Genomic DNA, 16,476 nt, shown 5'->3' on the forward strand with positions numbered 1-16,476 from the left:
CATGGCACTAATCGTCCGAAAATACGGCGGCACCTCGATGGGCTCGATTGAGCGCATCGAGAACGTCGCCGAACAATGTATCGCCGCACAAAAAGCGGGCAACGACATCGTCGTCACCGTCTCCGCGATGAGCGGCGAAACCAACCGCCTGATTGCGCTCGCGCACGACATCACGCCGCGCCCCAGTCCGCGTGAAATGGACGTCATCATGTCCACCGGCGAACAAGTCAGCATCGCCCTGCTCGCCATCGCCATCGAAAAACGCGGTGTGCCGGCCGTGTCCTACACTGGTGCACAAGTCAAAATCCTCACCGATAGCGCGCACATGAAAGCGCGCATCAAAGGTATCGACAGCGATAACATCAAGCGCGACCTGCAAGCGGGGAAAATCGTCATCGTCGCCGGCTTCCAGGGCGTGGACGAACGCGGCAACATCACCACCTTGGGACGAGGCGGCTCCGACACCACAGCCGTCGCCCTCGCCGCAGCGCTTCATGCCGACGAATGCCAGATCTACACCGACGTGGACGGCGTGTACACCACCGACCCGCGTATCGAACCGAAAGCCCGCAAACTTGACCGCATCACCTTTGAAGAAATGCTGGAAATGGCGAGCCTCGGCTCAAAAGTCCTGCAAATCCGCGCAGTCGAATTTGCCGGCAAATACAAAGTCCCGCTTCGCGTTCTGTCCAGCTTTGAGGACGGCGAAGGCACCCTGATCAGTCTAGAAGAGGAAAAACCCGTGGAATCAGCCATCATCACCGGTATCGCGTTCAGCCGCGACGAAGCCCAGGTCAACGTCGTTGACGTGCCGGACACCCCCGGCATTGCCTACAAAATCCTCGCCCCCATCGGCGAAGCCAACATCAACGTGGACATGATCATCCAGAACATCGGCATCGAAGGCAAAAACGACTTCACCTTCACCGTGCCGCGCGGTGACTACGACACCACCCTGGAAATCCTGCGCAAAACCTTCCCGCCGGAAAGCGGCGTCGTTGTCCACGGCTCGAACATCGCCAAAGTGTCCATCGTCGGCGTGGGGATGCGCTCGCACGCAGCCGTCGCCAGCACCATGTTCCAGGCGCTTGCCAAAGAAAACATCAATATCCACATCATCAGCACCTCGGAAATCAAAATCTCCGTGGGTATTGACGAAAAATACCTCGAACTCGCGGTGCGCGCCCTGCACGAAGCCTTCGGCCTCGATAAAGCCTGATACGCCGTTGCTGAAAACAAAAAGCGGGCAGGTCCCGCTTTTTTATACACACGCGATAAACCGCATAGTTGTCCGCCCGGCGAGCTCAATATTGATCCCGCTTGCCGGCTTGCAGCACAGAATGCTCAAAACACCCATGATAGGCACTGACATCATTGACAAACGTCGTATCGCCGCCTTATGGCGTACACACGGACAGCGTTTGGCAGAAAAAATTCTGCACCCAGACGAACTCGCCCAACTCAGTGTACAACGTGACCCGGTGCGCTATCTCGCCATGCGCTGGGCAGCCAAAGAAGCACTGGGCAAAGCACTCGGTACTGGTTTGCGTTCGCCGTTGGTCATGCCTGCTATTCGCCTCGAAAAAACCGTACTAGGTGCGCCACAATTTGCTGATACCGAACCACTGCACAGCCTGCGTCGCGCACGAGACATCGCCACCATTCATCTTAGTCTGAGCGACGAACGTGATTACGCCGTCGCTTTCGTCTGGTGCGAGCGGTAAAAATCATTGCATTGGTTACAGTCTAAAAATAACATCAAAAACATATGTATATGTGTTTTTCCTAGGCTGAAGGGCAGAACAAAAGTTGTAAAATAACCACAAAAAAAGCCTTGTTGGTTTCTTGCAACAAAATGGTTGCACGGGCACAAAAAAGCCAGTATGATTGCCCCCGGATTAGGCGATCCGCGAAATTGAATTTAGCTATTGCTAGGAGACTTAACATGAAAAAATCACTGATTGCATTGAGCGTTCTGGCCGGTATGTTCGGCGTTGCCCAAGCAGAAAACACCACGACGCTTTACGGCGCTATCGGTTATTCCGTCAAAGTTGCCGATAAATCCGAAAATAATCGTCCTTTGGAACTCAGCAAAACCACTTGGGATTTGAATCGCAGCGTTGCCCGTTTCGGTATCCGTGGTACTGAAGACCTCAACGGCGGTTTGCAAGCGTTCTACCGCTTCGAGTTCAACGTAACTGATGCTGGTGTTACAGCTAAAGAAGGCACCCGTTACGCTTATCTTGGCTTGAAAGGTGACTTTGGTACCCTGACCTTGGGCCGTCAGAAATCTATCTTTGCAACCGCAACCGATTTCAACGATAACTTCCAAGACACTTATTTCAAATATCACCACGGTCCTAATCGTCTGAGCAAAGTTATCAGCTACGTTAGCCCGGATATCTACGGCTTCAAGATTGGCGCCTCCATGATCTTGGATGGTGATAATAGTGTTATCACTACTTCTGATTCGAAGGGTATTGACGCTTGGGAAGCTGGTGCATTCTATGAAAATAGCGGCATCTTCTTCGGCGGTGCTTACCAATATCGTGATCAAGGTAAAGGTTCTACCGAGTTTATGGGTGGTTCTACTGGCTACAAGAACGACACTTTCAAAGTTGGCTTGGGCTACGAGCACGAGTCTAGCGAAGACAGCTACTACAACTTGGCTGGCGAATACTACCTCGGTAACAACACTTTCCGCGCTGGCTTCGGCTATGACGACGGCAAAGGTAAGAACGATTGGTATGAATATGCCCTTGGTTACCAATACAACCTCAGCCCGCGTACCTACACTTGGGTTGAAGGTTCTTACTATGATCCGCGTCAAAAAGGTGCAGAAGATAACTACGAAGTTGTTGTTGGCGTTCGCCACGACTTCTAATCGGTATCCTCTACCGCAAAAAGCGAACCTTCGGGTTCGCTTTTTTATTGTCCATAGAATGCTTCTATTTGTGCATCAAGGTCACGGAGTCATCCTGTCTGACAGCGGTGTTTCCGCTACACACGCAAAACAGTGGCATGGGCAGATTTTGTTTATAATGCGAACTCCACGATTTAACACAGATTTTTGCGAGTATGATGAAAAAAATGCTTTCTCTTGCACTTGCCACTTTGCTGTTGCAAGGCTGCGGCATGATGCTTGTTGGCGGCGCGGCAACGACAGCCGGCATGGTGCATGATCGGCGCTCAGCAGGTACTATCATTGACGATAACGCCTTGGAATTAAAAGTGCTGAACACCATCCGCCAAGCAAAGACACTTGCCGATAACAGCCACGTCAGCGCCACCGGCTACAACGGTATGGTCCTGCTCACGGGCGAGGCTTACAACGAAAACATTCGTCAACATATCACGGCTGCGGTGGAGCAGATTCCTGGCGTCAGACAAGTGCGTAACCAGCTGGTCATTGGGCGACGCAGCACCTTCATGGAGCGCGCCTACGATTCCAAGCAGACAGCGAAGGTCAAATCGGCACTGCTGGACGTAAAAATTGCTGGATTCGACCCGACCCGCGTCAAAGTCGTTACCGAGCATGGTTACACCTATTTACTCGGCATCGTCAGCGAAGAAGAAGCGCAGGCTGCGGTAGATATTGCGCGCCGCGTCTCCGGCGTGAAAGAAATCGTCAGCATGTTTGAAATCGTCAATAATCCGGCGGCAACTACGCTCGGTGGCAATATCTAAGCCCACTTTTCCATAAAGTCGACCGCCTGCGGTCGGCTTTATCGTTTCTATTCCCAGCAAAAAACAGGCAACCATCATGACAAAGGCAATCCCTCTCCGTTCCCAAACTTCCACTGCCGGACGCAATATGGCCGGTGCCCGCGCCCTGTGGCGTGCTACCGGCATGAAAGATGAAGACTTCCGCAAGCCCATCATCGCCGTGGTCAACAGCTTCACCCAGTTCGTCCCCGGCCATGTGCACCTCAAAGACATGGGGCAACTGGTCGCGCGCGAAATCGAAGCGGCGGGGGCGGTCGCCAAAGAATTTAATACCATCGCCGTAGATGACGGCATCGCCATGGGGCATGACGGTATGCTCTACTCGCTACCAAGTCGCGACATCATCGCCGATTCTGTCGAATACATGGTCAACGCGCACTGTGCCGACGCCATGATCTGCATCTCTAACTGCGACAAAATCACCCCCGGCATGTTGATGGCGGCGATGCGCCTCAACATCCCTGCCGTCTTCGTCTCCGGCGGCCCCATGGAAGCGGGCAAAACCGCACTTGCCAAGCACAAACTTGACCTGGTTGATGCCATCGTCTATGCCGTGGATCCGGCAGTGGATGACGCAACCGTTGACGATTACGAAAAAAACGCCTGCCCGACCTGCGGATCCTGCTCCGGCATGTACACCGCCAATTCCATGAACTGCCTGACCGAAGCGCTCGGCCTGTCGCTGCCCGGTAACGGCACCACCCTCGCCACCCATGCTGACCGCAAACAGCTCTTCCTGCATGCCGCGCGCACTATCGTCGCCATTACCGAGCGTTACTACCGCGAAGGCGATACCAGCGTTCTGCCGCGCTCCATCGCCAACTTCGACGCCTTCCAGAACGCCATGACCCTCGACATCGCCATGGGCGGCTCAACCAACACCATCCTGCACTTGCTTGCTACCGCACAAGAAGCGCACGTCCCCTACACCATGAAAGACATTGACGCCCTGTCGCGCCGCATCCCGCAGCTGTGCAAAGTCGCGCCGAACGAGCCCAAATACCACATCGAAGACGTACACCGCGCTGGCGGCATCATGAACATCCTCGCCGAACTCGCGCGCGCAGGCCTCATTCGTACCGACATGCCGACCGTGCACAGCGCAACCTTGCAAGAGGCCATTGACCGCTATGACCTGACCCGCGACCCTGCCCCGGAAATTCGTGAATTCTACCAAGCAGGCCCCGCCGGACTGCGCAGCCAGACTGCCTTCTCGCAAAACTGCCGTTACGACAGCGTGGATGATGACCGCGCGAATGGCTGCATCCGCGACATTGACCATGCCTACTCGCAGGACGGCGGCCTTGCCGTCCTCTACGGCAACATCGCCGAAGACGGCTGCGTCGTTAAAACCGCCGGAGTGGACGCAAGCATTCACACATTCAGCGGCAAAGCTATCGTTTACGAAAGCCAAGACGCCGCCGTGAACGGTATTCTCAAACGCGAAGTCAAAGCGGGCGATGTTGTCGTCATCCGCTACGAAGGGCCGAAAGGCGGGCCGGGGATGCAAGAAATGCTCTATCCGACCAGCTACCTCAAATCCATGGGCCTTGGCGCCAAATGCGCGCTGCTCACCGATGGCCGCTTCTCCGGTGGCACCTCCGGCCTCTCCATCGGCCATGCCTCGCCGGAAGCAGCATCAGGTGGCGCCATCGGCCTCGTGCGCGACGGCGATACCATCCACATTGATATCCCCGCGCGCCGCATCCACCTCGACATCAGCGATGAAGAAATGGCACGTCGCCGTGCCGAACAGGACGCCAAAGGCTGGAAACCCGCCGAACCACGCGCGCGCCAAGTCTCTGCCGCGCTGAAAGCCTACGCGCTGCTTGCCACCAGCGCCGACAAAGGGGCGGTGCGCGATCTCAGCAAGCTGGATTGAACTTTCTCGCCATAAAAAACGGGCCGTAAGGCCCGTTTTTTATGATCGCGTTGCCTAGGTAGGGCAGGGTGGTTCAGGCGGAAGTGCCCGTCTGCGGCAGTGTGGCGTTCAGCTTCGCTTCCAGTGCGGCAATACGCGCTTCCGCTTGTGCCAGCAGGCGTTCCTGTGCTTCAAATTCGCTGCGCGGCACCCAGTCAAATTTTGCCAGCCGCTCATCAATCATGGCGCGGGCGGCGGTGCGGATTTCCGCTGGCATTGGGCGCAAGGAATCGGGCAATTTTTGTTCCAGTTGATCCAGGAAAAAGGAAAAGGGGTTGTTTTTCATCGCAAGCTCCACGGCATGACATAATGGCGGCGCAGTGTAACACAGAGGCCATTATGAAAAATTCCATCATTATTATGGTTGTATGCTTCGCCGCTCACGTCGCTATCAGTGCCGAAAGTGGTGATGCAGCACGTGGCAAGGCGTTGAGCGGCGCCTGCGTTGGCTGCCACCAAGCGGACGGCAACGGTCGCGACAATGCCAGTGGGGAAGCCTGGCCGCGTCTGGCCGGACTTGATGCCGAGTACCTAGCCGCCCAGCTCGCCGCCTATAAAAGTGGCGAACGCAAGTCCGCCTCAATGAAGACGTTTTCCAGGATGATGGACGAGCAGAAAATGGCGGATATTGCCGCTTATTACGCGACATTGCCGCCCGCACCCGTTACCGCTGCCGCAGCGCCTCCTGAGGAAGCGCTACTTGCGCGCGGCAAGGTATTGGCGGAGCAGGGCGATTCCGAACGTAACATCCAGCCTTGCACGCAGTGCCACGGGGCGGGCAATCGCGGCGACGGCAAAATCCCCGCCATTACCGCCCAGCCCGCGTCGTATCTGCGCGCGCAAATTATCGCCTGGCAACGTGGCGACCGCCCCAATGACAGCGCCGACGACAAGGGAATGTTCCCGAACGCGAGTCACTTGAATAAAGAAGATAGTGCCGCTGTCGCCGCCTGGCTCTCGACGCAGGAGCCGTGACGGCGAACATGGATGCCGCTTGGCACACGTAGGATGGGCTTTCGCCCATCAAGCAGACGCTGCCTGCTTTTTGCATTCTTGCTAAGAACGACCGCAAGCGGGAAAACCAGGCGTTTTCTTGATTTTGAGAAGTTGCAGGCAACGTCTCTACGAGACCCAGCAACTACACCGCTTGGCGCCATCTGGCATCCTTCTCCGCGTGCCGCAGGTACAATGCCGCTTTCCCGCTTTAATCCAGGAACACCCTTATGAACACCGTCGTCGTTATCCCCGCCCGTTTTGCTTCCACCCGCCTGCCCGGCAAGCCGCTGCGTCTGATTGCCGGGCTGCCGATGGTGGTGCGCACGGCGCGGCAGGCGGTGCAGGGCAGTTTCCCGGTATGGGTTGCGCATGATGATGCGCGCATTGCTGCCGCGCTTGTCGGTGAGCCGGTGCAGGTGGTGGCGACGCGCAGCGATCATGCCAATGGTACGGAACGGCTGTGTGAGGTTGCCGATAAGGAAGGCTGGGCGGATGACACCATCGTCGTTAATGTGCAGGGCGACGAGCCGCTGTTGCCGCCGGCGCTGATTCGCGAGGTGGCAGCAACCCTAGGCGCGCATCCGGAGGCAGCGGTGGCGACGCTGGCCACGCCGTTTGCTGCCTCTGATGATCCGACGGCGGCGACGGCAGTGAAGGTAGTGCGCGATCAGCAGGGGCTGGCGCTGTATTTCAGCCGTGCGCTGATCCCGTTTGTGCGTGATGCAGGCGGGTTTGATGCGGCGTTTCCGTATCTGCGCCATATCGGCATTTATGCCTATCGTGTTGCGGCGCTGAAGCGCTATCCGCTGTTGGCGGCAACGCCGCTGGAAGAGGCGGAGAAACTGGAGCAGTTGCGCTTTTTGGAACACGGGCTGCGCGTCGCGGTCGGCGTGGTGAGCGAGGCGCCACCGCCAGGGGTCGACTGCGAGGAGGATGTGCGGCGCGTTGAGGCACTTTTGGACGGAGTATGAGCGAGTCCAATCAACGCCGCTTCGACCCGAAGACGTTTCTCAGCCACGTCGCCACCCTGCCGGGCGTCTATAAGATGCGTGACGGCGACGGCACGGTGCTGTACGTTGGCAAGGCGAAGAATCTGCGCAGCCGCTTGTCGAGCTATTTCCGCGAAAGCGGCATGAGCGGCAAGACGCGGGTGCTGATGCGGCAGGTGGTGGATATTGATACGACGATTACGCACAGCGAGACCGAGGCGCTGATTCTTGAGAATAATCTGATCAAGACGCATCTGCCGAAGTACAACATTCTGCTGCGCGACGACAAGAGTTATCCCTATATCCACCTCAGTGCGCATGCGTTCCCGCGTCTGACGCTGCATCGCGGCGCGCGCAAGGATGGCGAGTATTTCGGGCCGTATCCAAATGTGCAGGCGGCGCGTTATGCGCTGGAGATTCTCGCCAAGGTATTCCGCGTGCGCCAGTGTGAGGACAGCTATTTCGCCAGCCGCAGCCGTCCCTGTTTGCAGTATCAGATAGAGCGTTGCTACGCGCCCTGTGTCGACTATATCGACCGCGCCGCCTATGCGGAGACGGTCGCGCATACCCGCGATTTTCTGAACGGCAAGAGCGACATGCTGTTGCAGGAACTCACCACCAAGATGGAAGCGGCGGCAGAAAACCGCGCTTACGAGCAGGCGGCGCTACTGCGTGACCAGTTGATTCAGCTGCGCAAGACCACCGAGAAGCAGCATATGGTGGCGGGCGAGGCCGATGTGGACGTGCTGGCAGTGGCGACCGCTTACGGCGAGGCCTGCGTGCAGGTGCTGTTTTACCGTGACGGGCATAACGTCACCTCGCAGGCGTATTACCCGAAGCTACCGGAAGAAACGCCGGAAGCGGATATCCTCGCCGCCTTCATCACCCAGTATTACCACGAGCGCCAGGCACCACCACAGTTGATTCTGAACCATGAACTGGCCGATGCCGACACCATCGCCGCCTGGCTCAGCGAGAAAAACGGGCGCAAGACCACGCTAAACAGCCACCCGCGCGATACGCGACGCAAATGGCTGGAACTCGCCGAAGAAAATGCGAAACTCAGCCTCGGCCTGCGTCTGACCGGCAAACTCACCATGCAGCAACGCTTCGCCGCGCTTGCCGAAGCCTTCGCCTGGCCGGACATCCCCGAACGCCTCGAATGTATCGATATCAGCCACACCCAGGGCGAGGCAACCGTCGCTTCCTGCGTCGTTTTCGACCATCGCGGCGCGCTGAAAAGCGATTACCGCCGCTACAACATCCGCGACGTGGCAGCAGGCGACGATTACGCCGCCATCCGTCAGACCGTCAGCCGTCGCTTCGAGCGTATTCGGAAAGAAGACGGCGTCCTGCCGGATGTGCTCTTCATCGACGGCGGCAAAGGACAGTTGCGCCAGGCGGTGGAAGTGTTCAACGAACTCGGCATCAGCGGCGTGCACCTCGTCGGCGTCGCCAAAGGCCAGGGACGCAAGGCCGGGCTCGAACAATTCTGGTTCCCGCACGAAGAAACCGCGCGCTACCTGCCGCCGGACAGCCAGGCGATGCAGCTCATCGTGCAAATCCGCGACGAAGCGCACCGCTTTGCCATCACCGGACACCGCGCCGGACGCGCCAAAAACAGCAAACGGTCCGTGCTCGAACAAATCCCCGGCGTAGGTGCCAAACGCCGGCAAGCGCTGCTAAAATATTTCGGCGGATTGGCACAAATCCGGCTTGCCGGCGTCGAAGAACTCGCACGCGTTCCCGGCGTCAGCGAAACCCTGGCCAAAGAAATCTACGCCACCCTTCACGAACAAGGCTGACCCATGACACCCACACCCCCCAAACATTTCCTCAGCGGCTGGGCGATGAAACTCACCATCCTGCGCATGGTGCTCATCCCCCTCTTCATCTTCACCTACTACTGCCATCCGCACAGTTGGGGCCAGTGGCTCTCGCTCGGCGTCTATACCATCGCCTGCCTCAGCGACTTCTTCGACGGCTGGCTGGCGCGCCACCTCAAAGAAGAAAGCGCCTTCGGCGCCTTCCTTGACCCCGTTGCCGACAAACTCATGGTCGCCGCCGTTCTCATCGTCCTCATCAAAGAAAACCCCAGCATCTGGCTCATGCTCTGCGCCCTTATCATCATCGGCCGGGAAATCTGGATTTCCGCCCTGCGCGAATGGATGAGCGGCATCGGGCATCGCGGCGTCGTCGCCGTCGCCAAAATCGGCAAATGGAAAACCACCGTGCAAATGTTCTCGATGGGCTTCCTCATCTACCGCGAAGACTGGCTGGGTCTGCCCATCTGGCGTATCGGCCAGGTGCTCATCCTCATCGCCTCCGTCCTCACCATCCTCTCCATGTGGCAATACACCGCTGCCGCCTACAACTACTTCCGCGCTGCCATGCAAGAAAAAACCTGAGCCGCGCCATTGGAACCACACATGCCCCAAACCCTCATCAGCCAGCGCTTTCGCGGCTTCCTGCCGGTCGTCATCGATGTTGAGACTGGCGGTTTTGACGCGAAAAAAGACGCGCTGCTCGAAGTGGCTGCCGTCCTCGTCAACTTCGACAGCGACAACCACCTCACCCGCACCCACACCATCCACTACCACATCCACCCCTTCGCCGGCGCCAACATCGACCCGGAAGCCCTGAAAATCACCGGTATCGACCCATTTCACCCGCTGCGTCCCGCCTATCACGAAGACAAAGCGGCCGAACGCTTCTTCGACGAAATCCGCGCCTACCAAAAACAACAAGAATGCAGCCGCAGCATCCTCGTCGGGCACAACGCCACCTTCGACCTCGGCTTTATCAATGCCTTCGCCGAACGCACCGGCTACAAGCGCAACCCCTTTCACCCCTTCAGCGTCCTTGACACCGTCACCCTCGGCGCACTCGCCTACGGACAAACCGTGCTGGCGCGCGTCGCCAAACAGGGCGGCTTCGAATACGACAGCCAAAAAGCCCACGGTGCCAAATACGACGCCGAACTCACTGCTGACATCTTCTGCCACATCATTAACGCCTGGGCAGACAAAATCGGCTACAACTGGCCGAATAACGAGGAAACCCCATGACCGACATTGCTACCCTGACCCCACCCAAAGGCTGGAAAATCCTGAGCCATGCCGAACAGCAAGCCTTCATCCGCGAACATCTCGGCGACGCTAGCGACATCATTGCCATCGCCCTGCCGAGCGGCGGCGACGGCAGCGTCTTTGCGCAACTGAGCTACCGCCCCGTCGGCTATGTGGACGACAACACCCCGATTGACCCGACCCGCGTCCGTCAGGGCATCAGCGAAGACCTCGACATCCTCAACCAGGAAAGCGGCCTTACCGGCAAAGACGCCGTGCGCTGGAAAACCTTCGCGCCTGCGCCGAAATATGACCCCGCGAGCCGCTGCGTCGAATACGGCGTCGAACTGAGCGTCAGCGGCGACCCGGCCCTGAACCTCTACAAAATGTGCCTGGTACGCAACGGTGCCATCGTCCTGACCCTGGTCGGCACCCCGACGGATGGCCTCGACCTGAACAACTGGGTCATCACCCCGCAGAACAACCTGCGCTACGAACGCTTCGATCCGAAAAGCGACCGGCGCGCCGAGGGCAACCTCATCAACCTGCTGTTGATGAACCGCTTTATCTGAATACGCCAAGTGATAAGACGGCGGGGTAACTCCCCGCCGTTTTTTTTGCCCGCGTATCGCACGGAATTTATCGTCAATCTTAATAAAACCTTTATTAAACATACGGAGGTGCATATTGAGATACACAAGATGTTGAGGTGTTGGTTATAGATTACTACTATATATTGCGTATTATGGCTGAAACGTAGTTTCAGCCATGAGTTCACTTTATCCACCCGCAAAAAGCAGGAGAAGTTCAACCATGCTGCGCTATGTGCACGAAGACATCGTATGGCAGGAAGTGCCGGGCGAGGTTTCACTCGCCTACACCATCGTCGGCTGTCCGTTGCGCTGCCCCGGCTGCCACAGCACCTATACCTGGAACCCCGACCAGGGCGACGAGCTCACCCCCGCTCGTCTGCAACGCCGCATTGAGGATTACGCCGGAATGCTGTCCTGCGTCCTCTTCTTCGGCGGCGAATGGCAGGGCGAAGCGCTGCTGGCTTGCCTGCGCACGGCACGCGCCGCCGGGTTGAAAACCTGCCTTTACACCGGACTCGATGACGTTCCCCCCGCCATCCGGGCGGAACTCACTTTTTTGAAAACCGGCGCTTGGCGGCGTGAGCGGGGTGGTCTGGACGACCCCGCCACCAACCAGCGCTTTATCCGCACCGCCGATGGCGAAGTGCTGAATCAACTTTTTTGGAGGAACTGACATGCTGCGGCTGACCCCCGAACAGATTCAACTGAAACTGGACTTTATGGATGACTACGTGCGTGCGCACAACGCCGCCGATGGCTCAAAACTCGACGCCAACGCCAACGTCACCCAGAAAAATATCGCCACGCTGGAAAGCGAGCTGATGAAAGACCTGATGGTGCAGGTGAACCGCGCGCAAGTCAGCCGCAAAATCCGCGAAATTTTTGGCGACGCGGATGCCGCCGAATATATCCGCCAGATTGAGGCGCACGAAATCTACATCCACGACGAAACCAGCCTCAAACCCTACTGCGTTTCCATTTCCATGTACCCCTTCCTGCGCGACGGCCTGACCAAACTTGGCGGCGAATCGAAAGCGCCGCAGCATCTCGCCTCCTTCTGCGGCTCGTTCATCAACCTCGTCTTTGCCATCAGCTCGCAGTTTGCCGGTGCGGTGGCGACCGTCGAATTCCTCACCTACTTTGACCACTTCGCGCGCAAAGACTTCGGCGACGACTACTTGACGACGCACGAGCGCGACATCGCCAACTGCCTGCAACAAGTGGTGTACAGCATCAACCAGCCCGCTGCCGCGCGCGGCTACCAGAGCGCCTTCTGGAACATCTCCATCTACGACCAGTACTACTTTGATGCCATGTTCGGCGACTTCGTTTTCCCCGACTTCAGCAAACCCAACTGGGAAAGCGTCGCCAAACTGCAAAACTACTTCCTGCGATGGTTCAACGCCGAGCGCAAGCGCGCCATCCTCACCTTCCCGGTCGTCACCGTCGCCATGCTCACCGAAAACCGCCGCTGCAAAGACCAGGCGTTTGCCGACCACATGGCTGCCGAACTTGCCGCTGGCAACTCTTTCTTCGTGTACCAGTCCGACAACCCCGACTCGCTGGCCTCCTGCTGCCGCCTGCGCAACGCCATCGAAGACCGCACTTTCAGCTACACCCTCGGCGCGGGCGGCGTGGCAACCGGCTCCATCAACGTCATCACCATCAACATGAACCGCCTCGTGCAGGATGGGCGCGACCTCCTGAGCGAAGTCGAAAAAATCCACCGCTACCAGTACGCCTATCGCAAGCTGATGGAAGAATATCTTGAAGCCGGCATGCTCACCGTCTATGACGCGGGCTTCATCACCCTCGACAAACAATATCTCACCATCGGCATCAACGGCATGGCGGAAGCAGCCGAATCCCAGGGCATCACCGTCGGCAACAACCCCGCCTACATCGCCTTCGTGCAAGAAAAACTGAAAACCATCTACCACGCCAACCAGCGCGCGAATAAAGCCTACGGCGTCCGCTACAACACCGAATTTGTGCCGGCGGAAAACCTCGGTGTGAAAAACGCCGCCTGGGACAAACGCGACGGCTACCAAGTGGCGCGCGACTGCTACAACTCCTACTTCTACCTCGTCGAAGACGACCACAAAACAAACGCGCTGGACAAATTCATCCTGCACGGCCGCGAACTGATCGACTGGCTGGACGGCGGTTCGGCGCTGCACCTCAACCTTGATGAAGCCCTCACGCAAGCAGGCTACCGCAAACTGCTCGACATCGCTGCGCACACCGGCTGCAACTACTTCTGCGTTAACGTGCGCATCACCATCTGCAACGACTGCAACCACATCGACAAACGCACCCTGACCGCGTGCAGCGCCTGCGGCTCAACCGATATCGACTACGGCACCCGCGTCATCGGTTACCTGAAACGCGTCTCCGCTTTCAGCGCGGGACGCCGCGCCGAACACGCCCTGCGCCACTACCACCGTGAGCATCAGGAACAGGGACAACGGGAAGTGGCAGAGAACGCCGCCTGACGGATCTTCATATATAAGGAAAAAAGTGGGGCCATGCCCCGCTTTTTGCTGGGAAGCCCCGTGTTTATCCCGCTGGACTGCAACCCCAGGTTTTATCCCGCTTGACGCGCTACCCAATCCCAGATTTTGCACGGAAAAAATCCCTTCCCCCGCTTGCGGGGGAAGGTGGTTGAAGGCCGGAAGGGGGGAATAAAAAAACCAAGATTTATCTCGCTTGGCGAGCCCAGTAATTACGCCGCTTGACGAGCCCAGTGTTTACGTCGCTTGGCGAGCCCAGTAATTACGCCGCTTGGCGAGCCCAGTAATTACGCCGCTTGGCAGGCCTAGTGTTTACGCTGCTTGGCGGATCCAGTAATTACGCCGCTTGACGTGTACCCGAACTTGAATCTTGTGCAAAAAGAATCTTCCCCCGCTTGCGGGGCAAAGTGTCGCGTAGCGACGGAAGGGGGAATTATGGCAAACACCCATGAAAAATCATTTTGTCGAGTACGCAAGGCAGGGCTATAAAAAGAGCGGGGCAATATCCCGCTCTTTTATGATAAAAACCGTGTCTTGCCACAACCCCTTCCGGAATCTCTCATGACCCCTGCCGACTACCTTGCTCCCTACCTGCCTTCCCGTCTTGAACCCCTCGAAGCCGCCACCGCCTATGCGCCCGCCAATATCGCGCTCGCCAAATACTGGGGCAAGCGCGACCGTGTGCTGAATTTGCCGGTGAATGGCAGTCTTTCCATCTCGCTTGGCAGCCATGGCAGCCGTACCACCATTCGCGCGGCAGATGCCGACAGTATCACCCTGAACGGCGAACGCGCAGCTGGAGACAGTCCCCTGCACCGCCGCACCTTCGCCTTCATCGAACACATCCGCCGGGGCGCACCGCAGCCGCTGGCTATCAGCAGCGAAAACACCATTCCCACCGCCGCCGGTCTTGCTTCCAGCGCCTCCGGTTTTGCCGCCCTCACCCGTGCGCTCAATGCGTACTGGCAGCTCGGCCTGCCCGACGCCGTCCTTTCTGCACTCGCCCGCATCGGCAGCGGTAGTGCGGCGCGTTCGCTTTGGCACGGTTTCGTTAAATGGGACAAAGGTGAACAGGCGGACGGCAGCGACAGCATCGCTGCGCCCATCGTTAGTGACTGGCAGGATTTGCGTATCGCTCTCCTACCCATCGACAGCGGTGCAAAGAAAACCACGAGCGGCGATGGCATGAACCACACCACCGCCACCAGTCCGCTCTATGCCGCTTGGCCGACGACTGCCGCCCGCGATCTCGCCACCATTGAAGCGGCTATTCATGCCAACGACTTCACCACCCTCGCTGCGACCGCCGAAGCGAATGCTCTCGCTATGCACGCCACCATGCTCGCCGCTCGTCCCGCCTTGTGTTATTTGCACGGCGCGAGCCTTGATGCCCTGCACCGCCTCTGGCAGCAGCGTGCCGACGGCCTTGAAATTTACGCCACCATCGATGCCGGGCCAAACATCAAAATCCTCTATCAGCAGCGCGATGAAGCGGCGGTGCGCGCCGCTTACCCGCAGGCGGTGTGTATCAATCCCTTTGTTGTTGCCGGTTAGCGCCCCCGCAGTCGCCGCACCAGTGCCGCGATCTGCGCATCGTCGTCTTCCACGCCATGAAAGAGGCGGTCAAGGATATCGGGGTCCTGATATTCCAGCAGGGCGGCAAAAGCCTGCTGTTCGGCAGGCGGCGCATCTGCGTAGTCATCCTGCAAATAACCTTGCAGCACAATATCCAGTTCCTTGATACCGCGACGCGACAGCCAGACCAGTCTTGGGTTCATAATGTTTCCTCATCGACATAAAGAGAGTTTTTAAGTATATCGCCCGGGGCTATAATACGGCTACATAAAATCCACAAAAAACCACAGGAAAAACACCATGATTGACGATTCCCTCATTTTGAAAGTGCATGGCATCTCGGCGGGCAGCTTCCTGCAAGAACAACTTGATGGCGATCTGAATGCCTTGGCGCAAGGGCACTGGACATATGCCACCTACTGCAATGAAGAAGGAAAAGTACTGGCCTTTCTTTGGGTTTTCCCGTGGGCGGACGGCATCCTGCTGCGCCTGCCGCGTTCAACCGCCCCCACCTTTCTCGCCCATATCGAGCCGCATATCGATAACCGCGACGTCCACTTCACCGCCACTGCCCTGCATTTTGGCGCCTTGGTCAACGACAGCTCCGGTGCCGATCCCGTTCTCTACACCACCGAGGCCAATATCACCCTGGTCAGCGGCGTTCCCGGCGTCATCCCCTGCATCAGTGAACATCCCGTCGCAGAAGCGCTGGCCACAGAAGCGTGGTATGCCGCGCGCATCCGGGCAGGGATTCCCGAAATCTACGCCGATACCGCCAACCGCTTCTTGCCGCAAATGCTTAACCCCGGCCTCATGCGCCGGCACGATAACCATGACGATCACCACCTCAGTAAATGCGCACAGCATCGTCATCTCGCTTACGCCATCGTTTCTACCTACAAGACCGGGTGCCGCGCCCTTTATCACAAAAACTCACCGGCAGGCACCATTCTCGATTATGGCCACGACGACCATACCAGCATCGTCCAGGCCGTCGTGGAAGACCGCTTCATCGGCAAAAAACTCACCACACGCGACGGCGAGCAAACCCTGATCTTTCAGCGGGTCGCCGCCAATTAACCTTTTTTATTCATA

General features: G+C 57.8%; 17 protein-coding genes. 15 read left to right on the forward strand and 2 right to left on the reverse strand.

The annotated features are described in order from the left end of the window. Position 1: 1 nt before the first annotated feature. The 5 genes from LG374_RS08005 (at position 2) to ilvD (ending at position 5,608) form a co-directional block, all read left to right on the forward strand. A complete protein-coding gene (locus LG374_RS08005) occupies positions 2–1,219 on the forward strand; it encodes an aspartate kinase (RefSeq protein ID WP_225757203.1) in 1,218 nt (405 codons plus the stop codon). Positions 1,220–1,340: 121 nt separating this feature from the next. Next, positions 1,341–1,724 (forward strand): holo-ACP synthase, encoded by a 384-nt coding sequence (gene acpS, locus LG374_RS08010; protein WP_225757204.1) that lies wholly within the window; start codon positions 1,341–1,343, stop codon positions 1,722–1,724. 221 nt (positions 1,725–1,945) lie between these two features. Continuing rightward, entirely contained in the window at positions 1,946–2,884 is a 939-nt protein-coding gene (locus tag LG374_RS08015; RefSeq protein ID WP_225757205.1) for a porin, read from the forward strand. 194 nt (positions 2,885–3,078) lie between these two features. Continuing rightward, positions 3,079–3,687 (forward strand): BON domain-containing protein, encoded by a 609-nt coding sequence (locus tag LG374_RS08020; protein WP_225757206.1) that lies wholly within the window; start codon positions 3,079–3,081, stop codon positions 3,685–3,687. Positions 3,688–3,763: 76 nt separating this feature from the next. Further along, on the forward strand, positions 3,764–5,608 hold the full coding sequence (gene ilvD / locus LG374_RS08025) for a dihydroxy-acid dehydratase (protein WP_370639308.1): 1,845 nt from the start codon (positions 3,764–3,766) through the stop codon (positions 5,606–5,608). 73 nt (positions 5,609–5,681) lie between these two features. On the opposite strand, the gene LG374_RS08030 is transcribed toward ilvD, so the two are convergent. After that, positions 5,682–5,933 (reverse strand): accessory factor UbiK family protein, encoded by a 252-nt coding sequence (locus LG374_RS08030; RefSeq protein ID WP_225757207.1) that lies wholly within the window; start codon positions 5,931–5,933, stop codon positions 5,682–5,684. 53 nt (positions 5,934–5,986) lie between these two features. On the opposite strand from LG374_RS08030, the gene LG374_RS08035 reads away from it, so the two are divergent. The 9 genes from LG374_RS08035 to mvaD all read left to right on the forward strand — a co-directional run bounded on the left by LG374_RS08035 (position 5,987) and on the right by mvaD (position 15,360). Next, a complete protein-coding gene (locus tag LG374_RS08035; protein WP_225757208.1) occupies positions 5,987–6,622 on the forward strand; it encodes a cytochrome c in 636 nt (211 codons plus the stop codon). A 248-nt stretch (positions 6,623–6,870) separates the two neighbouring features. Continuing rightward, positions 6,871–7,614: a 3-deoxy-manno-octulosonate cytidylyltransferase gene (gene kdsB, locus LG374_RS08040; RefSeq protein WP_225757209.1), complete on the forward strand. Its 744-nt coding sequence runs from the start codon at positions 6,871–6,873 to the stop codon at positions 7,612–7,614. Next, positions 7,611–9,437: an excinuclease ABC subunit UvrC gene (gene uvrC / locus LG374_RS08045; RefSeq protein ID WP_225757210.1), complete on the forward strand. Its 1,827-nt coding sequence runs from the start codon at positions 7,611–7,613 to the stop codon at positions 9,435–9,437. The genes kdsB and uvrC overlap by 4 nt, the downstream gene beginning before the upstream one ends. A gap of 3 nt (positions 9,438–9,440) precedes the next feature. Continuing rightward, positions 9,441–10,040: a CDP-diacylglycerol--glycerol-3-phosphate 3-phosphatidyltransferase gene (gene pgsA, locus LG374_RS08050; RefSeq protein WP_225757211.1), complete on the forward strand. Its 600-nt coding sequence runs from the start codon at positions 9,441–9,443 to the stop codon at positions 10,038–10,040. 21 nt (positions 10,041–10,061) lie between these two features. Further along, positions 10,062–10,700, forward strand: coding sequence for a ribonuclease T (gene rnt / locus LG374_RS08055; protein ID WP_225757212.1), 639 nt, complete (start codon positions 10,062–10,064; stop codon positions 10,698–10,700). Next, positions 10,697–11,272, forward strand: coding sequence for a DUF2167 domain-containing protein (locus tag LG374_RS08060; RefSeq protein ID WP_225757213.1), 576 nt, complete (start codon positions 10,697–10,699; stop codon positions 11,270–11,272). The genes rnt and LG374_RS08060 overlap by 4 nt, the downstream gene beginning before the upstream one ends. Before the next feature lie 241 nt (positions 11,273–11,513). Then, positions 11,514–11,966, forward strand: coding sequence for an anaerobic ribonucleoside-triphosphate reductase activating protein (gene nrdG, locus LG374_RS08065; protein ID WP_225757214.1), 453 nt, complete (start codon positions 11,514–11,516; stop codon positions 11,964–11,966). A gap of 1 nt (position 11,967) precedes the next feature. Next, entirely contained in the window at positions 11,968–13,788 is a 1,821-nt protein-coding gene (gene nrdD / locus LG374_RS08070) for an anaerobic ribonucleoside-triphosphate reductase (RefSeq protein ID WP_225757215.1), read from the forward strand. A gap of 579 nt (positions 13,789–14,367) precedes the next feature. Further along, entirely contained in the window at positions 14,368–15,360 is a 993-nt protein-coding gene (gene mvaD, locus LG374_RS08075) for a diphosphomevalonate decarboxylase (protein WP_225757216.1), read from the forward strand. Here the strand turns inward: mvaD and LG374_RS08080 are convergent. Next, the gene (locus tag LG374_RS08080) at positions 15,357–15,584 is read right to left on the reverse strand and encodes a succinate dehydrogenase assembly factor 2 (RefSeq protein ID WP_225757217.1); all 228 of its coding nucleotides are present in this window, start codon (positions 15,582–15,584) and stop codon (positions 15,357–15,359) included. The two genes, mvaD and LG374_RS08080, sit on opposite strands and share 4 nt — an antisense overlap. 97 nt (positions 15,585–15,681) lie before the next feature. On the opposite strand from LG374_RS08080, the gene LG374_RS08085 reads away from it, so the two are divergent. Then, entirely contained in the window at positions 15,682–16,461 is a 780-nt protein-coding gene (locus tag LG374_RS08085) for a hypothetical protein (RefSeq protein ID WP_225757218.1), read from the forward strand. The last annotated feature ends 15 nt before the right edge of the window (positions 16,462–16,476 follow it).

Origin of the sequence: Cardiobacterium sp. Marseille-Q4385, assembly GCF_916618745.1 — a bacterium.
Lineage (GTDB): Bacteria > Pseudomonadota > Gammaproteobacteria > Cardiobacteriales > Cardiobacteriaceae > Cardiobacterium.

What these genes read in the sequence shown, in the direction of transcription:
- pgsA (WP_225757211.1), top strand. Translation starts at nt 9,441, where the DNA reads ATGACACCCACACCCCCCAAACATTTCCTCAGCGGCTGGGCGATGAAA.
- LG374_RS08085 (WP_225757218.1), top strand. Translation starts at nt 15,682, where the DNA reads ATGATTGACGATTCCCTCATTTTGAAAGTGCATGGCATCTCGGCGGGC.
- LG374_RS08020 (WP_225757206.1), top strand. Translation starts at nt 3,079, where the DNA reads ATGATGAAAAAAATGCTTTCTCTTGCACTTGCCACTTTGCTGTTGCAA.
- nrdD (WP_225757215.1), top strand. Translation starts at nt 11,968, where the DNA reads ATGCTGCGGCTGACCCCCGAACAGATTCAACTGAAACTGGACTTTATG.
- kdsB (WP_225757209.1), top strand. Translation starts at nt 6,871, where the DNA reads ATGAACACCGTCGTCGTTATCCCCGCCCGTTTTGCTTCCACCCGCCTG.
- LG374_RS08015 (WP_225757205.1), top strand. Translation starts at nt 1,946, where the DNA reads ATGAAAAAATCACTGATTGCATTGAGCGTTCTGGCCGGTATGTTCGGC.
- LG374_RS08035 (WP_225757208.1), top strand. Translation starts at nt 5,987, where the DNA reads ATGAAAAATTCCATCATTATTATGGTTGTATGCTTCGCCGCTCACGTC.
- LG374_RS08080 (WP_225757217.1), bottom strand. Translation starts at nt 15,584, where the DNA reads ATGAACCCAAGACTGGTCTGGCTGTCGCGTCGCGGTATCAAGGAACTG.
- nrdG (WP_225757214.1), top strand. Translation starts at nt 11,514, where the DNA reads ATGCTGCGCTATGTGCACGAAGACATCGTATGGCAGGAAGTGCCGGGC.
- uvrC (WP_225757210.1), top strand. Translation starts at nt 7,611, where the DNA reads ATGAGCGAGTCCAATCAACGCCGCTTCGACCCGAAGACGTTTCTCAGC.
- acpS (WP_225757204.1), top strand. Translation starts at nt 1,341, where the DNA reads ATGCTCAAAACACCCATGATAGGCACTGACATCATTGACAAACGTCGT.
- mvaD (WP_225757216.1), top strand. Translation starts at nt 14,368, where the DNA reads ATGACCCCTGCCGACTACCTTGCTCCCTACCTGCCTTCCCGTCTTGAA.
- rnt (WP_225757212.1), top strand. Translation starts at nt 10,062, where the DNA reads ATGCCCCAAACCCTCATCAGCCAGCGCTTTCGCGGCTTCCTGCCGGTC.
- LG374_RS08030 (WP_225757207.1), bottom strand. Translation starts at nt 5,933, where the DNA reads ATGAAAAACAACCCCTTTTCCTTTTTCCTGGATCAACTGGAACAAAAA.
- ilvD (WP_370639308.1), top strand. Translation starts at nt 3,764, where the DNA reads ATGACAAAGGCAATCCCTCTCCGTTCCCAAACTTCCACTGCCGGACGC.
- LG374_RS08005 (WP_225757203.1), top strand. Translation starts at nt 2, where the DNA reads ATGGCACTAATCGTCCGAAAATACGGCGGCACCTCGATGGGCTCGATT.
- LG374_RS08060 (WP_225757213.1), top strand. Translation starts at nt 10,697, where the DNA reads ATGACCGACATTGCTACCCTGACCCCACCCAAAGGCTGGAAAATCCTG.